At 44.2% G+C, this 21,459-nt stretch carries 20 protein-coding genes; 14 read left to right on the top strand and 6 right to left on the bottom strand.

All coding sequences use genetic code 11. The features are described 5' to 3' along the window. Positions 1-10 precede the first annotated feature (10 nt). The 13 genes from mreC (at position 11) to porQ (ending at position 11,806) form a co-directional block, all read left to right on the top strand. Positions 11-841, top strand: coding sequence for a rod shape-determining protein MreC (gene mreC / locus ACSX1H_RS03425; protein ID WP_439182229.1), 831 nt, complete (start codon positions 11-13; stop codon positions 839-841). After that, a complete protein-coding gene (gene mreD, locus ACSX1H_RS03420) occupies positions 834-1,370 on the top strand; it encodes a rod shape-determining protein MreD (protein ID WP_439182228.1) in 537 nt (178 codons plus the stop codon). The genes mreC and mreD overlap by 8 nt, the downstream gene beginning before the upstream one ends. After that, positions 1,357-3,207: a penicillin-binding protein 2 gene (mrdA, locus tag ACSX1H_RS03415; RefSeq protein WP_439182227.1), complete on the top strand. Its 1,851-nt coding sequence runs from the start codon at positions 1,357-1,359 to the stop codon at positions 3,205-3,207. The genes mreD and mrdA overlap by 14 nt, the downstream gene beginning before the upstream one ends. After that, the gene (gene rodA / locus ACSX1H_RS03410; protein ID WP_439182225.1) at positions 3,188-4,609 is read left to right on the top strand and encodes a rod shape-determining protein RodA; all 1,422 of its coding nucleotides are present in this window, start codon (positions 3,188-3,190) and stop codon (positions 4,607-4,609) included. The genes mrdA and rodA overlap by 20 nt, the downstream gene beginning before the upstream one ends. Before the next feature lie 292 nt (positions 4,610-4,901). Further along, positions 4,902-6,206: a KamA family radical SAM protein gene (locus ACSX1H_RS03405; RefSeq protein ID WP_439182224.1), complete on the top strand. Its 1,305-nt coding sequence runs from the start codon at positions 4,902-4,904 to the stop codon at positions 6,204-6,206. Between the two features lie 127 nt (positions 6,207-6,333). Beyond that, the gene (locus ACSX1H_RS03400) at positions 6,334-7,167 is read left to right on the top strand and encodes a DNA adenine methylase (protein ID WP_439182223.1); all 834 of its coding nucleotides are present in this window, start codon (positions 6,334-6,336) and stop codon (positions 7,165-7,167) included. 294 nt (positions 7,168-7,461) lie between these two features. Next, positions 7,462-7,941 (top strand): hypothetical protein, encoded by a 480-nt coding sequence (locus ACSX1H_RS03395; protein WP_439182222.1) that lies wholly within the window; start codon positions 7,462-7,464, stop codon positions 7,939-7,941. 104 nt (positions 7,942-8,045) lie between these two features. Further along, on the top strand, positions 8,046-8,516 hold the full coding sequence (locus ACSX1H_RS03390; protein ID WP_439182221.1) for a hypothetical protein: 471 nt from the start codon (positions 8,046-8,048) through the stop codon (positions 8,514-8,516). Continuing rightward, positions 8,513-8,713, top strand: a complete 201-nt coding sequence (locus ACSX1H_RS03385; RefSeq protein WP_439182219.1) for a helix-turn-helix transcriptional regulator — start codon at positions 8,513-8,515, stop codon at positions 8,711-8,713. Before ACSX1H_RS03390 ends, ACSX1H_RS03385 begins: the two co-directional genes overlap by 4 nt. Next, entirely contained in the window at positions 8,706-9,281 is a 576-nt protein-coding gene (locus tag ACSX1H_RS03380; RefSeq protein ID WP_439182218.1) for a pentapeptide repeat-containing protein, read from the top strand. The genes ACSX1H_RS03385 and ACSX1H_RS03380 overlap by 8 nt, the downstream gene beginning before the upstream one ends. A gap of 70 nt (positions 9,282-9,351) precedes the next feature. Beyond that, entirely contained in the window at positions 9,352-10,242 is an 891-nt protein-coding gene (locus ACSX1H_RS03375) for a DMT family transporter (protein WP_439182217.1), read from the top strand. Continuing rightward, entirely contained in the window at positions 10,232-10,726 is a 495-nt protein-coding gene (locus ACSX1H_RS03370; RefSeq protein ID WP_439182216.1) for a YkgJ family cysteine cluster protein, read from the top strand. Before ACSX1H_RS03375 ends, ACSX1H_RS03370 begins: the two co-directional genes overlap by 11 nt. Positions 10,727-10,774: 48 nt before the next feature. Then, positions 10,775-11,806 (top strand): type IX secretion system protein PorQ, encoded by a 1,032-nt coding sequence (gene porQ / locus ACSX1H_RS03365; protein WP_439182214.1) that lies wholly within the window; start codon positions 10,775-10,777, stop codon positions 11,804-11,806. 51 nt (positions 11,807-11,857) lie between these two features. Here the strand turns inward: porQ and ACSX1H_RS03360 are convergent, their stop codons facing one another. From ACSX1H_RS03360 to ACSX1H_RS03340, 5 genes are all read right to left on the bottom strand, one after another. Continuing rightward, positions 11,858-13,135, bottom strand: a complete 1,278-nt coding sequence (locus ACSX1H_RS03360; RefSeq protein WP_439182212.1) for an NAD(P)/FAD-dependent oxidoreductase — start codon at positions 13,133-13,135, stop codon at positions 11,858-11,860. A gap of 104 nt (positions 13,136-13,239) precedes the next feature. After that, entirely contained in the window at positions 13,240-13,737 is a 498-nt protein-coding gene (locus ACSX1H_RS03355; RefSeq protein ID WP_439182211.1) for a GtrA family protein, read from the bottom strand. Between the two features lie 145 nt (positions 13,738-13,882). Further along, entirely contained in the window at positions 13,883-14,035 is a 153-nt protein-coding gene (locus ACSX1H_RS03350) for a hypothetical protein (RefSeq protein WP_439182209.1), read from the bottom strand. A 29-nt stretch (positions 14,036-14,064) separates the two neighbouring features. Continuing rightward, positions 14,065-14,442 (bottom strand): PH domain-containing protein, encoded by a 378-nt coding sequence (locus ACSX1H_RS03345; protein WP_439182208.1) that lies wholly within the window; start codon positions 14,440-14,442, stop codon positions 14,065-14,067. 286 nt (positions 14,443-14,728) lie between these two features. Beyond that, positions 14,729-20,266: an MG2 domain-containing protein gene (locus tag ACSX1H_RS03340; protein ID WP_439182207.1), complete on the bottom strand. Its 5,538-nt coding sequence runs from the start codon at positions 20,264-20,266 to the stop codon at positions 14,729-14,731. Positions 20,267-20,497: 231 nt separating this feature from the next. On the opposite strand from ACSX1H_RS03340, the gene ACSX1H_RS03335 reads away from it, so the two are divergent. Continuing rightward, the gene (locus ACSX1H_RS03335) at positions 20,498-20,821 is read left to right on the top strand and encodes a YkgJ family cysteine cluster protein (RefSeq protein WP_439182206.1); all 324 of its coding nucleotides are present in this window, start codon (positions 20,498-20,500) and stop codon (positions 20,819-20,821) included. A gap of 4 nt (positions 20,822-20,825) precedes the next feature. Here ACSX1H_RS03335 and ACSX1H_RS03330 read toward each other — a convergent pair whose 3' ends face one another. After that, positions 20,826-21,341 carry a YkgJ family cysteine cluster protein gene (locus tag ACSX1H_RS03330; RefSeq protein ID WP_439182205.1) on the bottom strand — a complete coding sequence of 172 codons (516 nt, stop codon included), beginning with the start codon at positions 21,339-21,341 and terminating at the stop codon, positions 20,826-20,828. Positions 21,342-21,459 lie beyond the last annotated feature (118 nt).

Raw genomic sequence — 21,459 nt, 5'->3', positions numbered from 1 at the left:
TAAAATTTACATGAGGGACTTTATCCGTTTTATAATCAAATACCATTTTGCCATACTCTTCTTAATCATAGAAGTGATATGCTTGTTACTGGTATTTAACTACAATGCCTACCAACGTTCATCATTCCTGTCATCGTCCAGCGCTTTAACAGGCAACATATTTAAGAGCTACAATGCCGGAGCCGAATACCTGATGCTCCGCGAGATAAATGAAGATTTGGCCCGGGAAAATGCCTATCTGCGCAGCCGCCTGCCCGAGTCATTCAGAGCTTCGAAAGACTATTTTACCCTGGTGCACGATAGCTTGAGCATGCAGGAATACATCTACCGCTCAGCCCGTGTAATCAACAACTCAACCAACCAACGCTTCAACTACATTACGCTTAACAAAGGGCGCCTCAACGGCATTGAACCGGAAATGGGGGTTATTTCCAACAAAGGCGCTGTTGGTATTGTCAAAAATGTATCAGACAATTACTCAACGGTTATCTCCATCATTAATACCCGCTTAAAAATATCAGCCAAACTGAAGGAATCGGGCTTTTTTGGCTCCCTCGAATGGGACGGCACCTCCTATCGCTATGTCTATCTGTTAGATATTCCTCGCCACGCTAAAGTCAATGTTGGCGATATGGTGGTCACCAGTGGCTATTCATCAATTTTTCCGGAAGGCATATTGTTGGGCACTGTGGAAGATGTGGTACTGGAAAAAGGGGCCAGCTTTTACCGGATTAAAGTGAAACTGACTGTCGATTTTAAGAATTTATCGTTTGTGGAAGTGGTTGGCCACACCACACGCGACGAAAAAGTTAACCTAGAAAAGGAGACCGAAGATGATTAGCTACCTGCCGCGATACGTGTTTAATTTTATATTCTTCACACTCATTCAGGTGTTGGTACTCAATAACATTCAGTTAAGCGGGTTTGTTAACCCCTACCTGTATGTGCTGTTCATACTAACGCTTCCCTTTGAAACACCCGGCTGGCTGTTGCTGCTTTTGGGCTTCTCTTCTGGTATGGTTGTGGATGTGTTCAGTAACACCCCGGGCATGCATGCCTCGGCCACTGTATTTATGAGCTATCTGCGCCCCTATGCCCTGCGCCTGTTTGCACCACGGGATGAATACCAGCCCGGCACAATCCCCACCATGGGCTACTATGGTTTTGGATGGTTCTTTCGCTATGCCTTGGTGCTGGTTTTCAGCCACCATCTTTTTCTATTTTTCATAGAGGTGTTTTCACTCACCCACTTTTTTTCAACCCTGGTAAGGGTGCTTAGCAGCACGGCATTAACCATCCTTCTGGTTCTTATTTCTCAGCTATTTAGTCAAGGTAAAAAAACAAGGGAGGGCAACCGTGGGAGGTATTAATAACAGGACACTGCTTATTGGGGCCATCATGGTAAGCTTGGGCCTCATCTATATTGCTAAACTGTTTATCCTGCAAGTTTACGATCCTTCCTATAAATTTTCGGCCGAGAGTAATACCCGCCGGGAAGTTACCCAGTACCCATCGCGCGGACTGGTTTATGATCGTAACGGCAAGCTGCTGGTATCCAACCAGGCGGTTTATGATGTAATGGTGGTGCCCCGCGACATAGTTCCCTTTGATTCTCTCGACTTTTGTGAGTCGCTGGACCTTACCATTGAGCAGTTACGGGAACGTTTTGTCCAAATGCGTCAGGATATCCGCTCGCGAAAAATTTCAACCTATAAACCATCGGTTTTTCTAAAGCAGCTGTCGGCCGAACAGTATGGCAGTTTTCAGGAAAAACTGTATAAGTTTAAAGGCTTCTTTGTGCAGGGACGTACACTGCGAAAGTATGAGTACCCCATGGCGGCGCACGTATTGGGCTATGTTGGTGAAATAAGCGAAAACCAATTAAAAAAAGATGCCTACTATTCGCAGGGCGACTATGTGGGTATTAGCGGCATTGAACAAACCTATGAAACCGAGCTACGAGGTAAGAAAGGTGTTAAATACATGCTGGTGGATGTGCACGGTCGTGAAAAGGGTGCCTTTAAAGAAGGGCGTCAGGATACCGCAGCCATTGCCGGTAAAAACATCACCCTGTCGCTGGATATTGATTTGCAAAAATATGGCGAGGAGCTGATGCAAAATAAAATTGGCAGCATTGTGGCCATTGAGCCCTCAAGCGGTGAGATACTGGCCCTGGTTTCTGCTCCCAACTACGACCCTTCTTTGCTGATTGGTCGCGATCGCTCCGAAAACTTTCCCATCCTACTCACCGACTCGTTGAAACCGCTGCTAAACAGAGCCATTCAATCGGCCTATCCTCCGGGTTCAACGTTTAAAACCATCAATGCACTAATCGGTCTGCAGGAAGGAACACTTAAGCCCTATACCACGCACGAGTGCTTTATGGGCTATTTTGCCCGGGGACTGTCTGTAGGCTGTCACTACCATGATTCGCCCCTGGACTTGTCGCAATCCATCCAGGCCTCTTGTAATGCCTATTATTGCTACGAGTTCAGAGACATGCTGGACAACCCGAAGTATAAAAACATTCAGGAGTCGTTTAATGTATGGAAAGATTACCTCGTTAAATTCGGTCTGGGCTATCGACTGGGTGCCGATTTCAGAAACGAAGTCCGTGGCTTTGTGCCCAACGCCGATTACTTCGACAGGGTGTACCGTAAAAGCTGGAATTCACTGACCGTGATCTCCTTATCCATAGGACAAGGTGAGCTGCTGACTACTCCTTTACAAATGGCCAACATGGCAGCAACCATTGCCAACAGAGGGCATTACCTGACCCCTCACATTATTAAAGAGATTGAAGAAAGTAAAATAGATGATAGTTTCGCGGAGATACACGAAACAGGCATTGATGCTCAACACTACACCCCCATTGTTAACGGGATGGAAATGGCCGTTTGGGGAGGTGCCGGCAGTACGGCCCGCATTGCACAAATACCGGGCATCAGGATCTGCGGAAAAACCGGAACCGCGCAAAACCCGCATGGCGACGATCACTCCATTTTTATGGCCTTTGCGCCCAAGGATGATCCAAAAATTGCCATCGCCGTGTATGTAGAGAACGGAGGTTTTGGAGCCCGATGGGGAGCCCCTATCGCCAGCCTCATGGTGGAAAAATATTTAACAGACTCGATTCATACGAGCAGACAATGGATTGAAAAACGCATGCTAGAAGGAGACTTAATTAATGCCAAACAGGAACTATAAAAAACGTATCGACTGGATTACCGTTGGCCTGTACAGTCTATTAATTGTATTTGGCTGGTTAAATATATACGCGGCCAACTTTAACCCGGAAAACCCGGTATTTTTTGACACCAGCAAAGAGTACTTTAAGCAGCTGGTATGGATTGGGTTTTCCCTCCTGTTTATTGGCATGATACTTATTACGGATAGCAAGTTCTACGTCGAATTCAGCTATATTTTTTACGGTTTTACCCTCTTACTGCTGGTGGTGGTTCTGCTGTTTGGAAAAGAGATTAACGGTGCCAAATCGTGGTTTGAAGTAGGCCCTATCCGCTTTCAGCCAGCCGAGCTCACAAAGGTGGCGACCAACCTGGCTGTAGCCAGAGCCCTGAGCCGCTATGATTTCTCATTTAAAAAGATGTCGGACCTTTTTAAAGCCTCCGTTATTGTACTGGTTCCCATGCTGCTTATCTTACTGCAAAACGATACGGGCTCTTCGTTGGTTTATTCAGTCTTTATCATTGTTTTCTATCGTGAAGGCCTCACCGGCTATATTCTCATATTTGGGCTAATTGCCGGCGTTGTCGCCATCCTTACCCTGATGGTGCCCAACTCAACCATTATTGGACTGATTGCTTTGAGCGTTATTATCATTCTATACTTCAAAGGTGTCAGAAAAGACCTGATAAAACCCCTTGTGCTGAGCGGGGTCGTTCTGGGATTCAGCTATGGCATCTATGTTTATACCGGTGCAACCTTTCAACAGGAATACCTGTTAATAGCCCCAATTTTGGCAGCCAGCATTTACCTGCTCTCCATTTCATTTTCGAAGCACATACATAAGTTTATCCCCACGTACTTGCTTATTCTGTGGAGTGCCATCATTCTAACCTTGTCTGCCGATTACTTTTTCGAAGATGTTTTATCCCATTACCAGCGCGCTCGAATCAATGTTCTGCTGGGAATAGAACAAGATCCCCTGGGTGCCGGCTATAACGTTAATCAATCAAAAATTGCCATAGGTTCAGGAGGCCTAACAGGGAAAGGTTATTTACAAGGAACACAAACCAAATTTAACTTTGTTCCCGAACAATCTACCGACTTTATCTACTGTACTGTGGGCGAAGAGTGGGGGTTTGTAGGCTCCACCACCGTTGTGTTACTGTTTATTGGACTCCTACTGCGCCTCATCTTTCTGGCCGAAAAACAACACTCTGCGTTTAGTCGGGTGTATGGCTATGGCGTGGCTGCCATATTCTTCTTCCACTTTGCCATCAACATTGGAATGACTATTGGTCTGGCACCTGTGATAGGAATTCCCTTGCCTTTTTTTAGTTACGGCGGGTCTTCGCTGTGGGGTTTTACCCTTTTGCTGTTTGTATTTTTAAAGCTTGATATCAACCGAAACGAGTTGATTCGTTAAAAACACTTACCAATCGAAAGCTCTATTCCGGAAAAATAACACCTTACTTTTTACCGGCCTGATTGCCTTATGGTTGATTCAGTTAACGATTGAAAGTATAACAATTTTGTAGTAACTTATAAAAATTGTATTTTCGCGGCACATTATTTGTATGTGGTTTAACACCCTCGAAATTTTCGGACATGTTGCTTTAGGGATTTTAGGTGGCAACTTTCAAAAAATGACCGGTTTCGGGACTTACAAATGATTCCGTATTTTAAGTATTACCGAATCAATAAATAAAGGAATGCCTATGAAGTATCAAATTTATGCGCTGCACAATTATCGACAAATTCCACAAATTGCAAGACTTTCGGAAGAAGACATCTTTAACATAGAAGTAGTAGGAACCGTATTGCCTTTTAAAACTAACAGTTATGTTGTTGATGAATTGATAGACTGGGACAATTATAGGGAAGATCCCATTTTTATCCTGAACTTTCCGCAAAAGGGCATGCTTGATGAGGAAGATTTTAACCACATGGCTAAAGTGCTAAAAAGTGGAGCCGATAAAGCAACCATAAAATTAGAAGCAAATAAAATAAGGGAAAAACTCAATCCCCACCCAGCCGGACAAATGGAGTACAATGTTCCTGAACTCAACGGTGTAAAGCTTACTGGTGTTCAGCACAAATACGACGAAACCATGCTGTTTTTCCCGGCACAAGGGCAAACGTGTCATGCTTACTGTACCTTCTGTTTCCGCTGGCCACAATTTACCAACATGGACGAGATGAAGTTTGCCATGAAGGAAATTGACTATGTGATTGAGTATTTAAAGCAGCATCCGGAGATTACCGATCTCCTGATTACCGGTGGCGACCCCATGGTGATGAAAGGTAAAATGCTGGATGCCTACCTGAGCGCTCTAATTGATGCTGACATCCCTCACCTTAAAAATATCCGAATTGGCTCTAAAACACTAGGCTTCTGGCCTTATCGTTACCTGACAGATAGTGATGCAGAGGAAATACTGGCTGCCTTTAAAAAGGTTACCGACGCCGGCATGTCCTTAGCGTTTATGGCTCACTTCAATCACTATCGCGAGCTGGAAACGGAAGCGGTTCAACAAGCCATTAAGAAGATACGTGCAACAGGTGCTCAAATACGTACACAATCGCCGTTACTAAATAATATCAATGCCAAGCCCGAAATTTGGTCTACCATGTGGCAAAAGCAGGTTAGTTTAGGCCTGATTCCATACTATATGTTTATTGCCCGCGACACGGGTGCACAGGCCTATTTTGGGGTTTCACTGGGCGATGCCTGGCGCATTTTCCAGAAAGCGTACCAAAAAGTGAGTGGCATCTGTCGCACAGTGCGCGGCCCAAGCATGTCGTGCACCCCAGGTAAAGTACGTATTGTTGGGGTATCAGATATTAAAGGCGAAAAAGTTTATACGCTGGAATTTATTCAGGGACGCGATAGCAATTGGGTAGCTCGCCCTTTCTTTGCCAAATACGATGCCAAGGCCAAGTGGATGGACGATCTGAAACCGGCTTTTGGTGCTGAGGAATTCTTTTTTGAGCAGGAATTTTCGGACATGTTTTTACGTTAATAAGGCAACTCATATAACAGAGGCAGAACTCATTGAGGGTTCTGCCTTTTTTTGTGTCATAACTTATTAACAAGTCAGAAATGCCATTTCATTTTTTGTTATTTTGCATCAGAATTAACTCGAGCAGATGGAGAAGAATAAACAACTAGCACCGTTTTTAAAATGGGTGGGTGGCAAACGCCAGTTACTGCCAGCCATTAACCAACTGCTCCCAAAATCCTACCATTGCTACTACGAGCCTTTTGTGGGCGGAGGAGCCGTACTCTTTAAGGTTCAACCAAATCGGGCGGTTATCAATGATTTTAATCCGGAATTAATCAATGTATACGAGGTAATTAAAACCCATCCGGAAGCGTTAATCGAAGATCTGATGCAGCATAAAAACGAAGCGGAGTATTTTTATGAACTGCGCGCTCTGGATCGGAAAGCCTCCTTCAGCAAGCTCACTAAAATAAAGAAAGCATCGCGCATCATTTACCTTAACAAAACCTGCTACAACGGGCTGTACCGGGTTAACAATGCTGGTGAGTTCAATGCCCCTTTTGGTCGCTACAAGAACCCCAACATTGTGAATTCAGCCACCATTAGAGCCGTAAGTGAATTTCTTAACAGCCGCTCGATAACTATTTTGAACGACGATTTTGAACAAGCAGTTGCAAGGGCCCAGGCCGGCGACTTTGTGTATTTTGATCCGCCCTACGTGCCAGTCTCACAAAGTGCCAATTTTACTGGCTACGTGAAAGGTGGATTTGATTTAAACGAACAGGAACGCCTGCGTAATGTGTGCAAGAAACTGAATGAAAAAGGTGTTCAATTTCTGCTCTCCAACTCCTCCACCCCAATTATCCACGAGCTCTATCAGGACTTTGATATTCATATTGCAAAAGCCACAAGAGCGATTAATTCCAATGCAGCCAAGCGGGGTGCCATCGACGAAGTGCTGATACGTAACTATGAGTAATGCAATACGCCTGGGCAAGCCTCTTTCATAATCCAGACATCATTCATCACCTTTAAGTACAGGGCTGTTTGAAATGACTTCATCAGCCATTGACCTATAGAGCACAACCCCTTAAATAACCACGTTCGCTGCCTCCTCCAGGCTGGATGAACTATTGAAGTGCGGCTGCTATTTCATTGCCGATAAGTCAATTTTTTCAAGCACCAGGGTGTTTAAATTGTAAACTTTATTTGTATTTTAGTAAAGTATGTTTTACTTTTAGTCTTATATTTATTACAACCAAACACATACAACATGAAAACACTCCTACCCTACTTTATGCGAAAAATTGGCATAATCATCTTTATTATTTGCCTAATCATCTCCTCTATTAGTGGGATCGATGATTTTATTACAGGCTTCACATCCGGATATAATTCCACAAGGCTGGATAAAGAAATCAGTTTTGAATCTGTAGAGCAAGATAGAACACTAAACAATGACCTCCTGTTTACTGCAGAAGAAAGAAATGTGGCAGAATTTTATGGTTTTCTATTAGCATTGGTGGGGATATGCCTTTATATCCTATCAAAAGAAAAACAGGAAGATGAGTTTTTCGCCCGTCTGCGAGGTCAGGCAATGATTATATCTGTTGTGATAACCTGGTCCATCTTTCTGGTTTTTCAACTAACCCATTGGAATACAAAAATTAGTGCACTCTCCATGTTTCAGCTGCAAATGGTCATCTACGTTGTTGTTTACGCGTATCAAAAGAGATGGAAGTATTGGATGTAGAACAAGCTAATCGCCTTTTAACCTACTAACCAACCAGGCGATGCACAATTACTATAATAACTAATGAGTTAAACTCTTATTTAATAAAACTTACAGTAAAGACAATGAAAACATTCCTTCCATACTACGTAAAAAAAGTTGGCATCACACTTTTCTTCATTTCTTTTCTTACTTCTTTTGTTGGATACATCGATGAGAGTGCTATTAAGTATAATAAGGCCTATCAGCAAAAAAGAATGGAGCTCAACTTAGAAATTAGTGCTGATTCTGACGAATTATCAGTCTTACTACTAACTGACCAGCAGCGAGTATTTTTAAAGAAACTAGGATTTATCCTTGCATTATCTGGCCTACTATTATATTCCTTTTCGAAAGAAAAGATTGATGATGAGTTTTTGGTTATGCTAAGAGCCAATGCCTTGGTAAAAGCATTTATCGTTAGTTGGCTTATATTTGCAGTCATTATGCTTATAAAAGGAAGCACAAAGGCTAATTTGTTAGTCATTTTGCAACTTCAAATGCTTATCTATGTCATTGTGTATTCTTATACCAAGAAAATTAAATATACGGCATGAAGAACACACTAAAGATACAACGAGCCGTAAAAAGCGTAACGCAGGCACAATTGGCTGAGGCCATTGGCGTCTCGCGCCAGTCGATAAATACCATTGAAAAAGGTAAGTTTGTACCCTCCACCGTATTGGCGTTGAAATTTGCCCGCTATTTTGGAGTTGCCGTCGAAGAACTATTTATTCTGGAAGACAATGATTAGACCCTATTTTGACGAACAGGATTTTTTGGGAACAGACTTTTCACAGGACGGATTGGAGCAAGGAGAATATGAAAATTGCCGCTTTACCAACTGCCTGTTTGCAGGTACTAACCTGAGTGCCTTCAGTTTTGTGGAATGCCAGTTTATAAACTGTGATTTTAGCAATGCCCGCCTGAGCCATACCGTGTTTCAGGATGTGCACTTTAAAGAATGCAAACTATTGGGCCTGCAATTTAATGAATGCCATCCCCTATTTTTTACGGTTAGCTTCGACCAGTGCCAACTACGCCTGGCGTCGTTCTATAAGCGCAAGCTAAAAAATTGCAGCTTTCTAAACTGTGAGCTGCATGAGGCGGACTTTACTGAAGCCAATTTGCAGAAGGGCACTTTCGATCACTGCGATTTCAGCCATGCTGTATTTGACCGCACTAACCTCACAAAAGTGGATCTGTCCAGCTGTTATCACTTTAACATTGATCCGAACACCAATACAATTACCAAGGCCTGCTTTGCACCCGATCAGTTGATTGGTCTTCTAAGAAAATACCAGATTACTGTAAAGCCATAAAAATCTGACAGCTGACAGGGTTTGAGCGATGCCTTTTTTCTACCTTTGGGCTCTCAAAAAAAACCGAAGCATGACAGAACGCCATAAAGTATTGGTTAGCTTAATATTAGCCATGATTTGTTGGGCCTTTTCTTTTGTTTGGATCAAGCAGGCCTTTATCTCTTTTAATCCGCTCACCATTGTGCTGATGCGTCTGGTTATTAGTGCGTCATTACTTTTTGTTATTTTGCGCCTGTTAAAGCAGCTCATACCCATGCATAAAAAGGACCTTAAATGGTTTATGCTGCTGGCTTTTTTTGAACCCTTCCTGTATTTTATTGGTGAAACTTTTGGATTAGAACTGGTTTCGTCGACCGTTGGTGCAGTTATCGTCTCAACCATTCCGCTCTTAGCCCCTATTACCGACCGGGTGATATTTAAGAGTCGCATCAGCTGGGCCAATATCATTGGGATCGTTGTTTCATTTGCAGGTGTTTTAATGCTTATTTTTAAAAACGACTTTTCACTGGTGGCCCCAATTAAGGGCATCTTGCTGGTGTTTTTAGCGGTATTTTCAACACTGGGCTACTCCATCGTCTTAAAAAAAGTTCCTGGCAACTACAATGCAGTAAGTATTATTACCTATCAGAACACCATAGGCGGCCTCTATTTTTTACCCTTTTTCCTTATCTATGATTTACCTCGCCTGGGCGAAAAACCATTAACAGGAGAAGCCATCTACGCCGTTATCTCCTTATCGGTTGTGGCTTCATCGCTGGCTTTTATTTTCTTTACCTACGGCATGCGCAAGGTAGGAATTACCAAAGCCAATGTGTTTGTGAACATGATTCCCGTTTTCACGGCTATTTTAGCCTGGTGGATACTGGATGAAGCCCTAACCATGCAAAAGCTAATAGGCATTTCGCTGGTAATCGGAGGCGTTTTTGTTTCACAGTTTAAACTACGGAAGAGTGGAATTTGATGCGAAAAAGTTAGATCAGGAGGCCAGAAACAAAGCAAAAGAAAACAAGGCCTTTCTGGCTAAGCTGAGAAAAAAACGGCCCAAAACACTGGATGATGAGGCCCAGAACTTGCACAACGAGGTATTTGCCTACACCAATTGCCTGGAATGCGCCAACTGCTGCAAATCCATCAGTCCCATTGTCACCGATCGGGACATTGATCGTTTGGCCAACCACTTAAGGCTGCGCCCCAAAGAGGTGATTGAGCAATACCTCTTATTGGATGACGACGGGGATTATGTGTTTCGCGAAACGCCCTGCCCTTTTCTGATGCCCGACAATTACTGCATGGTCTATGAGTCGCGCCCTCGGGCCTGCCGCGAATACCCTCATACCGATCGTAAGCGTTTTTATCAAATCACGTCCCTAACCTACAAAAACACTTTCATCTGTCCGGCCGTTTTTGATGTGGTGGAAGGCTTGAAACCAATATTTGACAAATGATTGGGATAAGGGCACTATTTTGATATTTTTACCGTTCTAAAACTGACAATGAAACTACCATCGGTCATACAAATTGTGGTGCTTTTCCTACTGGCGAATGTTACCGTTACAAGTGCCCAGCAGGCTGGTGGCAATACCTATGATTTTTTGAATCTGACCAATTCAGCCCGGGCAGGTGCGCTTGGAGGCAACCAGGTAGGCATGAACCTCAACGATGTTAGTTTGGTGTTTCACAACCCGGCCAACCTGTCACAAGCATTGCATCAGTCCTTAACGTTTAATTATGTGCCTTATGTGGCCGATATTAAAATGACCTATGCCGGTTACGCCCACCACCTAGAAAATATGGGCACTTTTGGAGTCAGCATTCACGCTATCAACTATGGAACATTTGACCGGGCTGATGTGAACGGCAACCTGAACGGCACCTTCTCAGCAGCCGAATATGCCATCAGCCTCAGCTATTCAAAAATACTCTCGCCCAGATTAAGAGCTGGCATCTCTCTGAAACCTGTCATCTCCAACCTGGAACAGTACAACTCTTTTGGCATTGCTGCCGACTTAGGCGTATTGTACCACTCGGAAGACGAACTTTTCTCGGCCGGATTAACGCTTAAAAATGTGGGTTCCCAAATTACTACCTATAACGATAGCTACGAACCCTTACCTACCGATTTGCAAATCGGCATCAGCAAAAAACTGGCCCATGCCCCTTTTCGCTTATCGCTAACCGCACAGGATTTATTTGATTGGAACATGAAATACCAGGTGCAGGATGGGAACGGTGAAACGGTAACAGAGGAAGGCAATGATGGCAACGCATTGGACCAGGTAATGCGCCACCTGATACTTGGCGTGGAACTCGTCCCCTCTGATAATTTTTACATTGCGGTTGGCTATAACCACCGACGCCGTCAGGAACTGGGCGTTACCGAAAGAATGTCGACCACAGGCTTTTCATGGGGCTTTGGTTTCCGCGTGTATAAATTTCATTTTGCTTATGGTTCGGCGCGCTACCATCTGGCAGGCTCGAGTAACCATTTTAGCATTTCAACGAACCTGGGCAACTTCAGACGGTAACAATACCCTGTAAGGATTGAACTACCGGCAACTCATACCGGCAGTTTTCAACTATTTCTTTTTATAAGGCGAAATAAGAATGCGAAGCGACTGATCGCGGGAGAAATAGCTTTGCGCCCAGTTAACAAAGATGAAGAAGCGATTTTTTACACCCACAATAGCCATCAGATGCACAAATAGCCAAAGCATCCAGGCAAACACTCCTGAGAAACGAAAACCGGGCAGATCGGCCACAGCCATATTTCGTCCAATGGTGGCCAAACTGCCTTTATCGATGTATTTAAATGCCTTCCATTCCTTTTCTGTGGTAAGATTGCGTGCCAGATTAGCAGCTTGCTGAATGGCCACCTGTGCCACCTGAGGATGCCCGTTAGGGTAGCGTTCATCGCCCTGCAGCAAACAAGCGTCTCCAATGGCAAACACATTGGCGTGCCCCTCTAACCGGTTATACTGATCCACAGCAATCCGGTTGCCTCTAACATAAGCCTCTTTAGCGATTCCCTCGGTGGGTCTGCCACTAACCCCGGCGGTCCAAATCAAATTTCGTGTAAACAGCTCTTTACCATCCGACAGGCTAATTTTGTCGCCATCGTAATCATCAATCCGCGTATTTAAATGCACCTCAACCCTTAAGCGATGAAGAAACTCCACTGCTTTCCTACCCGCATGATCCGACATGCCATTCAGCAGGCGCGGACCCGCTTCAAACAGCATGATCTTCATCTTGCTGAAGTCCAGCTCCGGATAATCTTTGGGCAGCACATAGCGGCGCATTTCAGCAATGGAGCCGGCCAGTTCAACACCCGTTGGACCACCACCTACAATAACAATAGAAAGCAACTTAGCATGCTCATTTTTATCTTCGGTGAGGTTGGCCTGCTCAAACGATGACAAAATACGGTTACGCAGGTTGATGGCCTCCGCCGTGCTTTTCATTGGCAAGCTGTATTTTTCCAGGTTAGCCGACCCAAAATAGTTGGTATTTACCCCATTGGCCAACACTAAATAATCGTAATGTAACTTGCCGGCTTTGGTATGTATTTCTTGCTGAACCGTATCAACCGAAAGCAATTGGGTCGTTCGAAAGTGCAGATTACTGTGTGATTGAAATATTTTTCGGACCGGAAAAGAAATGGAACTGGGCTCGATGCCCGATGCCGCTACCTGATAAAATAAGGGTTGAAACTGATGAAAATTCTGCTTATCGATAACCACTACCTGATAAGGAGAGCCGCTTAATTTTTTGGCCAGTTTTAAACCGGCAAAACCAGCTCCTATAATGACAACACGTTTCTTATTATTGCGTGGTAAATTAAAGTTGTTTTCCATGGTAATAAAGCTTTTGCATGAGGAACACCATGACAAAAAGAAAGTTTACCACATTGAAGAAAAAAATCGTTAATTTATCTTAATACGCGATTCCTGTCCCCCAGCTAATGTTCGTGCGGATGTATCTTGATTTTAAAGGTGAAGTATTTTTGGGAAACATAGCTGTAGCCCACCACCACTATGGTGGTTAAAATTTTTGCCATGGTTGGATAGATACCCAGCAGCTCAACAAACACCTTCAGCAGAATGTAATTGAGTAGTATACTGCCCAAGACGGTTAAACCATAGCGAAACAGCTGAATACGGCCACGCAGGTTAGACTCGGTAAATGTGATGTATTTCGATAAGAGAAAACCGGTGGAAAAGGTAACGGGGAAAACAAATATAAAAGCAGCAATGTGGGGACTGATGGCCACAATGCCGGTATGAACGATGTGAGCTTTAAGAATATAGTTATAGGTAATAAAATACAGTATGATATCGAACACCGTATTGGCACCACCACAAGCCGCATAATTAAAGGTTTGCCGGGGCATGTACCTGCTAAATGGTCTGTAAAACCAATTAAGAATTGATAGTATGAAGTGTCTGATCCAATGCATCTGTTACGGTATTTGCAGCAAAACTAGTATAAATATAAAAGATGATGCAGGCGATACTGAAATACTTCAACAGAATTAAGGCCTAAACTCAGTGCTGCTTTAGGGCGCATGCGCATTCATTCCGAAAATAAGCATGAATAAGCCTCTAAAAAAGGCCGATTACCAAAAGGGTAAGAACAACAGCCACCAAAATAAAAAGTGCTACATCTTTTAGCTTATCTATCAAGGCGACCATCATCATTCGGTCTTTGGCATTATCTATAAACCGGGTTTCATCAGGAGCTTTTTGCTTAGCCATTCTGCACAATAATTTTAGGATTGGTTAGTCTATTTTAATGTATACTTACTGATTAACTGATACACCTGATTAACATTGGCCTTTTTACTAAACTCTTTAACAAGTGGCTCGTGGCTGCCTGAAAGCCAAATTTTAAGTTCTGCATCCAAATCGAAAAGTCCGGTACTTTCTTTGCTAAATCGCACAATAGAATGGTAAGGAATACTCTGGTAATCGACCTTTTTACCTGTTACTCCCTGCTTATCCACCAGAATCAATCGCTTATTGGTAAACACCCACATATCTCTGATGACTTTGAATGCCATTTCCAGCACTTCACCCTCTATCAATAGCGGTTGAAATTCTTCCTGTAACTTTTCAATGGAAACCTCCCCTGCATTGCCTAACAACCCGTTTAATAACCCCATGACATTTTTAAGTTTAGTGCTTTTAAAAATAATAGTTATGGTCTATAATTAGAGAGATGTGTAAATCGAGTTGATAAACAGATTGATTTATGTGACTAACGGGCTTTAGGAGTTGACAAACAGATATTCATGGTCAAATGGAGTTGTTCGATAAAATTAGTGCGCCAGAAGCAAGGCTAAGGAATGAACCAGACACACAAAGATCAAGTGTTTACTATTTTGAACTTTGCGTGCCTGGTATAAATTATTTGTCTCCGAACAAGCTTATTAATAAAGTAGGCTCCCTTTACTGGCCTGCTTTAAGCACTTCGACCCATTGGCCGGGCTGACGTGCCGAAACTGCATTATTATACATGGCCTGACAGTTGATTGCAGGCAAATAATAGCGACCGGTATAAGCCGCATTTAAAAGAAGTATTAATCGGGTTTGCTTGCCCCGTTCCAAATCAAAGTAGGAATAGACTCTGTCATCGCGGTAATCGCGGTAATCGGGCTGATCCAACTCGTTGGCTGGTAACACATCCTCCAGGCGCGTATTGCGTATTTCCCAGCCTGATGGAAATATCTGTGTCAAGGCCAAATTCTCCACATCTCCAAAATTACCTGGATTCTTCACGGTCACTATGGCCATAAAGTCGGTCCCCTGCTCCAATTTTGACACATCGATAAGCTGCCCCTGCATGGTTTTATACTCAACATTTAACTGCAAGTTAGATGCTTTGACCGTTTGATCGCCTTCAGCCGGAATTCCTTCCATAATGATGCGCCCGTATAATAAACCATCTGAAAGGTTTTTCAGAGTCACTGTTCCGTTCTCATTAGTAAGGTCTAACTCCACCTGGTATAGTGGCATTTGTGAATAGACTTTTCCCCCCTTACCATTGGCCTGCCATTCGAATTTAAACTCTTCGGATACGCCCGAGCTACCAATAAACTTGGACACAGCCAACAAGCAATAGGCCGTCGTTTGGGTGCTCATCCATTGCTGGCTCGAAAGAGGTTTGGACAGTTTTTGCAACAGTTCAGCCGCTTCTTTCTTCTTGCCCATCAACACGAGTGTTTCCATAATCATGGCCATGTCGCGCTCTTCCGAACCATAGGTATAGCCATTATCACGTTGGTTGATGACGCTCTTACCGGAAGCATCGATGAGCTCCTGCGCCACTTGCTCATGGCCCACCAAGGCATAGGCAGCTGCCAGGCGCCAGATGGTTTGGTTCGATAAGCCAGAAAGATTGCGCATGCGGTTCATGGCACTCAACTCGGGCTCACCAGCCAAAGCCAATGTATACAAGCGATAGGCCTGCGCCAAGTCACGCCCCCGGTAGGTGCTGTTGCGTCGCCACTGACGGGCCTGCTTCTTCTGGTATTGGATCCATTTATTTTTAAAGCCCACTGGCAGCGTGAAGCCTTTCTTTTCGGCTTCAAGCATAAAATGCCCTGCATAAGTCGTTCCCCAATCCGATGACTCATAGCCTCCCGGCCAGTAACTCAAGCCTCCATCGGGTCGAATAAAGCCGGCTAAACGATTGATGGCTGCTTTTATGTTCTTTGTTGTCACTTCTGCAGTAACCTCTCCATTCTGAATCACATTGGCTAAAAATAGTTGCGGAAAGGCAGCCGATGTGGTTTGCTCAGCACAACCGTGGGGATACTGCAAAAGATATTTTAAACGGCGTCCAAAATCGAGCGGTGGCAATGCGGACACTTCCAATGTTGCTTTATTGGTGCCTGCCATCCCCGGCAACTGGTAAGGAATAGATACACTTTGATTGGCCTCGGCAATTCCACTTTCAATCTTAGTTAGCGGAGGATTTGGATTTCGAACTTCAATCTCAACTTCATCAATGGCCTCTTCTCCGCCCGACGAAGCAATAACCTTTACTTTGCCAAAGCCCATCTGTGGATTCACTTTCAGCTTAAAAGTAGCAATCTGCTCACCCATTTGACTGAAAGACAAGCTTTGCTCGCTATCGCCTTCAATGGTTATCTTATCATTGGTTTGTACCTTAACCTTTACGTTCTTCACGTTCTCTTTCATCGCAAAGACGGTCACCGGTAAATCAACCATCTCGTTAGGCCCCAATACACGCGGTAGTGTGGCCAATACCATCAGCGGATTACGAACGGGCGTGGTTTTTTCTGCTTCACCATAGGCCTTTCCCGATGACGCCACCACCATGGTGCGCACCGATCCTACATATCGCGGCATGGTGAAAGTATGCGTTTCTGTATCGCCTTTTCCTAATTGGTAAGGGCCAAAGAACTTTACCATGGGTTTAAAACGATTGGCTTTCTGACTGCCTTTCTTCCCAGCCATTTCGGCATCTCCACCAATACTAAATAGTTGCTCAATTTTACCGCCATAAGCGCCAATCACCTCATCAAATAAATCCCAGGTTTTAACTCCCAAAGCTTCGCGGGCATAAAAATGATTCCAGGGCACCGGGGTTTTAAAACGGGTTAAATCCAGCAGGCCATCTTCCACAATAGCCAAAGTATAAGTCATTGGACGGCCGTCGCGCTCGCTTACTTTAATTTTAACTTCTTTCTCAGGACGTAACTCCGATGGCATATCAATTTCCGGGTAAATATGCGAGTTCGGATCTTCAGCCACTAAGGGAATCACACCATACATGCGTATTGGCAGGTTATTCACCGTTTGTGCATGCGGCTGCAACAGCGTTAAATGCACATAAGCATTGGGCGTCATGTCGGGTGTGACCTCAAAACTGAAGCTATTCTCTCCTTTGACTGGCTCCACCCACCAACTCTTGAGGACTTTGTTCCCATTTTCGATGCTCACCAAGGCGCGCCCTTCACCCGACGACGGAAAACTAATGGTAGCCTGCTCTCCCACCTTGTATTTTTCTTTGTCGGCATCGAACGCCAGCATAGAGGCCGAACTCGGATCACTTCCTCGACTATTACCGGCCCATCCTGGCCAATCAACATAAACTGTTTGTCCGGTTGCATGGCCATTGGTATTATCCACCACTCGAATCAGGTAACGTCCCCATTCAGGATAATCGATTTTGAACTGAAACTGGCCTTCACCATTTACAGTATTCAATTTCCCGCTGGCCACCAGGTTCTGATGACGGGTGCCCACATATTTTGCCAAATCATCGGCCGATGACTCCCACCACCAACGCCAGCTCACTTTGTACACATAGTACGAAAGACCACGAGCCGAAACAGGTTGGCCTTCGGGAGTTAAAGTCACCACATTTACCACATGCGTAGTATCGGTCAGCAACATGCCGCGCTTATCGCCTTTAGGCGCCTTTACTCCCACAAAAACCGGATAAGGTGCATAAGGGATGCTAGAACGATCCACACTGAAATCGCCCCCTTCTTCGAAAACACGGGTGAAAAATGCGGCTTTAAGCATGCCCGGTGCTGCTTCCTTCACATCAATAGATGCATCCACAACGGCTTCCCCAGCTTCGCTCAAACGTCCTTCGAACACCGTGTTTTCTTCGGATTCGAAACGACGCGATGGATCATCAAAATGAAAATCGGGGTATTTATTGAAGCTGGTTGTACTCTGATTCAAGGTCACTTTTACGTCGGCCTTCAGATGACGTGCAACTGCACCGTGCAGCCACTTAGCTTCTAACAAGCTGCTTGCTGCCTGACCAGGCATAAGTAGTTCTGTTTTAAAATCGAGCTTTATTTTTAAGCGATTGGGCTTAATGGTTTCTACCCTCATCCCTTTTTCGAAGGTACTGCCACCCACCTTAATACGCGTGCGCCACATGCCAGTTGGCGCATCGGGGCTGGTTTGTGTTTTAAATACGTAGATGCTATTATCGTTGAGCCCTTGTACCTGACGGTTGATGGTTTGTCCATGTGGATTCACCCATTCAAAAACAATGGGGTGTTCTTTAGGCAACTGCTCCCCCTTATTTTCCAACATGAACGACACAAAAAGCGTATCGCCTGGTCGCCATACGCCACGCTCGCCATAGATAAAGCCCTTCATGCCCTTTTGAACGACCTGCCCACTCACGTCGAAGCGACTTAACGACAAGGAACTGCCATCATCCAATCGCAAATAGCCTCTTTGCTTATCATTCTTGGCTATCAGCAAGAATGGTTTTTGCGAAACAGCGATACGCGCCATCCCTTGCTCATTGGTGCGTGCTTGACCCACCACCTGCATTTGGTAATTTAAAATATCGACCTCTACGCTGGCCAATGGCTGCGTGGTTCGCAAATCTGTAACAGCCACCAGCACCACCTTATCCGTGCCTTGCTTAGCAATGATACCAATATCGGAAGCCTGTATATTACGGCTCACTACCTTGTTGCGGAAATACATTGGCGAACATGGGTTATCGCGTTCACGCCAATCGTAGTAATAATCATCATAAGCATCCCAGTAGGAGTTGTAATATTCATTCGGCTGATCCCAATAGGCTATATCCGCCTCCGTGATGCCGTCTTCTTCCTGGGCCTGCTCTTCCTCACCAGTATCACCGCAAGGATAGACGCTGTCCTGCTTACGCAGCTTCAGCTCAATTCGATATATCGCTCCCGGATCAGGGGTAATCAAGTCGGCAAGGTTCAAAGAAAAAGTATTCCATTGCGTCAGGTCAAGCGAAGGATCGTTATCCAAACGAATGGTTTGCTTGTGCACCAGCCGGCCGGCACGGCGAAGCTGGTACTGCCCATCCATGTGGTTCACCTGTAAAAAATTCGCCACATTGTTTTCAAATATTTTGATGATGCGGACCTGCACACTTTTTAGACTGACGGCTTTAAAGGGAAAGGTTAGCCCATTGGAGCCTGGCAAAATGGTTCCTTTACCAATTAATTGTATCTCGGGTTTGGGAGTTGCAAAAACCATATCGTAACTCTTCGAAGCCTTGTGCACATACCCCAAAATATTTTTTATTCCTTCAGCAACTGTTACTTTATGCGTCCCCGTCAAACGGTACGAAGGATACACTTTTACACGGTTGCGCTCAATAACATACCTTAACCGTGATGCCTCACTGATATCAATCAACCCATTAATATTCTGACGCTCATCCAATGGATCAGAAAACACCACCAACACATATTGCTCGGGCTGCATCACCACTCTCACATCGGTCACCTTAAAATCGGTCAATGATGGTACTTCCACCTCATCGCGGTCCGATTTATCAACTCCAACAGCCTTGCCATTGTACTCGAGCAACAGCGCACTGCTTTGCTCGCTGCGCTCTACTCCCTTCACCTCAAAAGCATGCTGCTTTTCGCTGCTCTGATGCTGCCATTGAATCTCTAAGGGGCGACCATCCTGTGATGCTTTAAGTAAAGCTTCCACCTGACTGTTATCGATATAATCGGCCATCGTAATGCGGCCCCGATAAGTATTTAGTTTTAAGTCATCCACTGCATCCGGCTCCAAACCAAGTGATTGAACACGATAATTTTGCTCAATGGTTGAAAAACTGAATTTAAAAGGCTCATCCTCATCGGCGAATAGTTCCGCTAAATCCACCTCCACCTGATACTGAGTGCCTGAGGGCATGCGCTCGTTTGGTCGAAACTCAAGCGTATGACCATCGAGCCAAACCAGCTGCCCCTTAATACCTGGACTTATAGCCACCAGGCCTTTGTCCGCTTCCTGTCCGGGAGTTATAGATGGTAGTTTCTCCGAAAATTGAATCTGCACACTTCCTTCATTGGAAATAATCCCGGAAGTAAAGGCACTGACTTTTTTATTAAAAGCCACTTCTTCAGTTGTTTGTTGAGGCTTGTTCTGACAAGCATTCATCAGTAATATGCCCAGCAAAAGCGAGGCACACAGCAGCATGTTCTTGACCATATTGTTTAGGTAAAATTATTTTGTTTTAAAGTTAGTAAAGAGTTGAAACACAATACTAGCATGAGGTAGAGTTTTTTATTAGTACCCAATAATTCTACTTATTGCGCTAATAACTGGCTTTTATAGCTAAAACTCCCTTACCTTTGAGCCGGATGGGATATTTTTATCAACTTTAGAATGCCATTACTTTTCCATTCACAACCAATTGATTACACTTAAATTAATTGAATTATGGAAAATAAAATCTCATCGCTTACCTGCCAAAACTGTGGTGTTTGCTGCCGTAACTTTCCGTTTGTTGAGCTGAATAATGATGAAATGACAGCTTTGGAAAAATATACCAATTTACAGCGCGAAACATTTACCGACCCCATGGGGCCCACCTATGCCGATGGTCACTTTTTAAAAACCAAGGCCAATGGCGATTGCATCTTTTTAAAGGTTGAAAATGGATTCTTTTCATGTGGTGTTTACCCTGCGAGAGCCGGTATTTGTCGTAACTACCCGGTAAACCAACACCATTGGAAGTGGTGCAACGAGAACCGGGTGAAGTAGATAGTTACTTCAGTAAGTGAGATAAAGGCATCAAATCGAATTCATTCTTATCCGGATGAGCGGTTTTGATGTACTCTTTATTCAGCATAAACAAGCGGCTGTTATAGGTATCCTGTGCATAACAGTTTTCTTCATGAAAGTAGTCCTCATCCACAGTCGTAAAGTTCAGTTCGCAATGCGATAACTCCCACTGATCACCCGCCTCATTCATATACAATAAAGGATAACCATGCGTTCGACAAATTATGGGGCGTGCCTCGTAAATGCTGCACCGATGCTCATTAAGAAAAACACACTTCTCTCCTAACTTCTCTGGTGCCTGTTGACTTAATACGTCAGGATACAAGGCCTCAACTTGTTGCTTTATGTAATCAAACTCAATGGGAAACACATCAAAATTCAGACAACACATATCACAGCCTTTTTTACAGGCCATATTGTTTTGGTGCTCATCCCACAATTTAAGTGTAGTTGTATCAACCTCTTCGAGCAATGCTTTATAATTATCCAGATTCGCCATGTCCCTTTATTTTTGTGCAAAGGTACAAAAAGCCTTAAGTCGAAAGTCAATATTCACTCTTTTAACAAGCAGGGAGAACTTTGCACCGAGCACAATTTCCCTTATCTTGCCCGATTAA

Source organism: Carboxylicivirga taeanensis (assembly GCF_051851475.1).
Taxonomy (GTDB): domain Bacteria; phylum Bacteroidota; class Bacteroidia; order Bacteroidales; family Marinilabiliaceae; genus Carboxylicivirga; species Carboxylicivirga taeanensis.
This window is presented reverse-complemented; position numbering and strand designations above follow the sequence as displayed.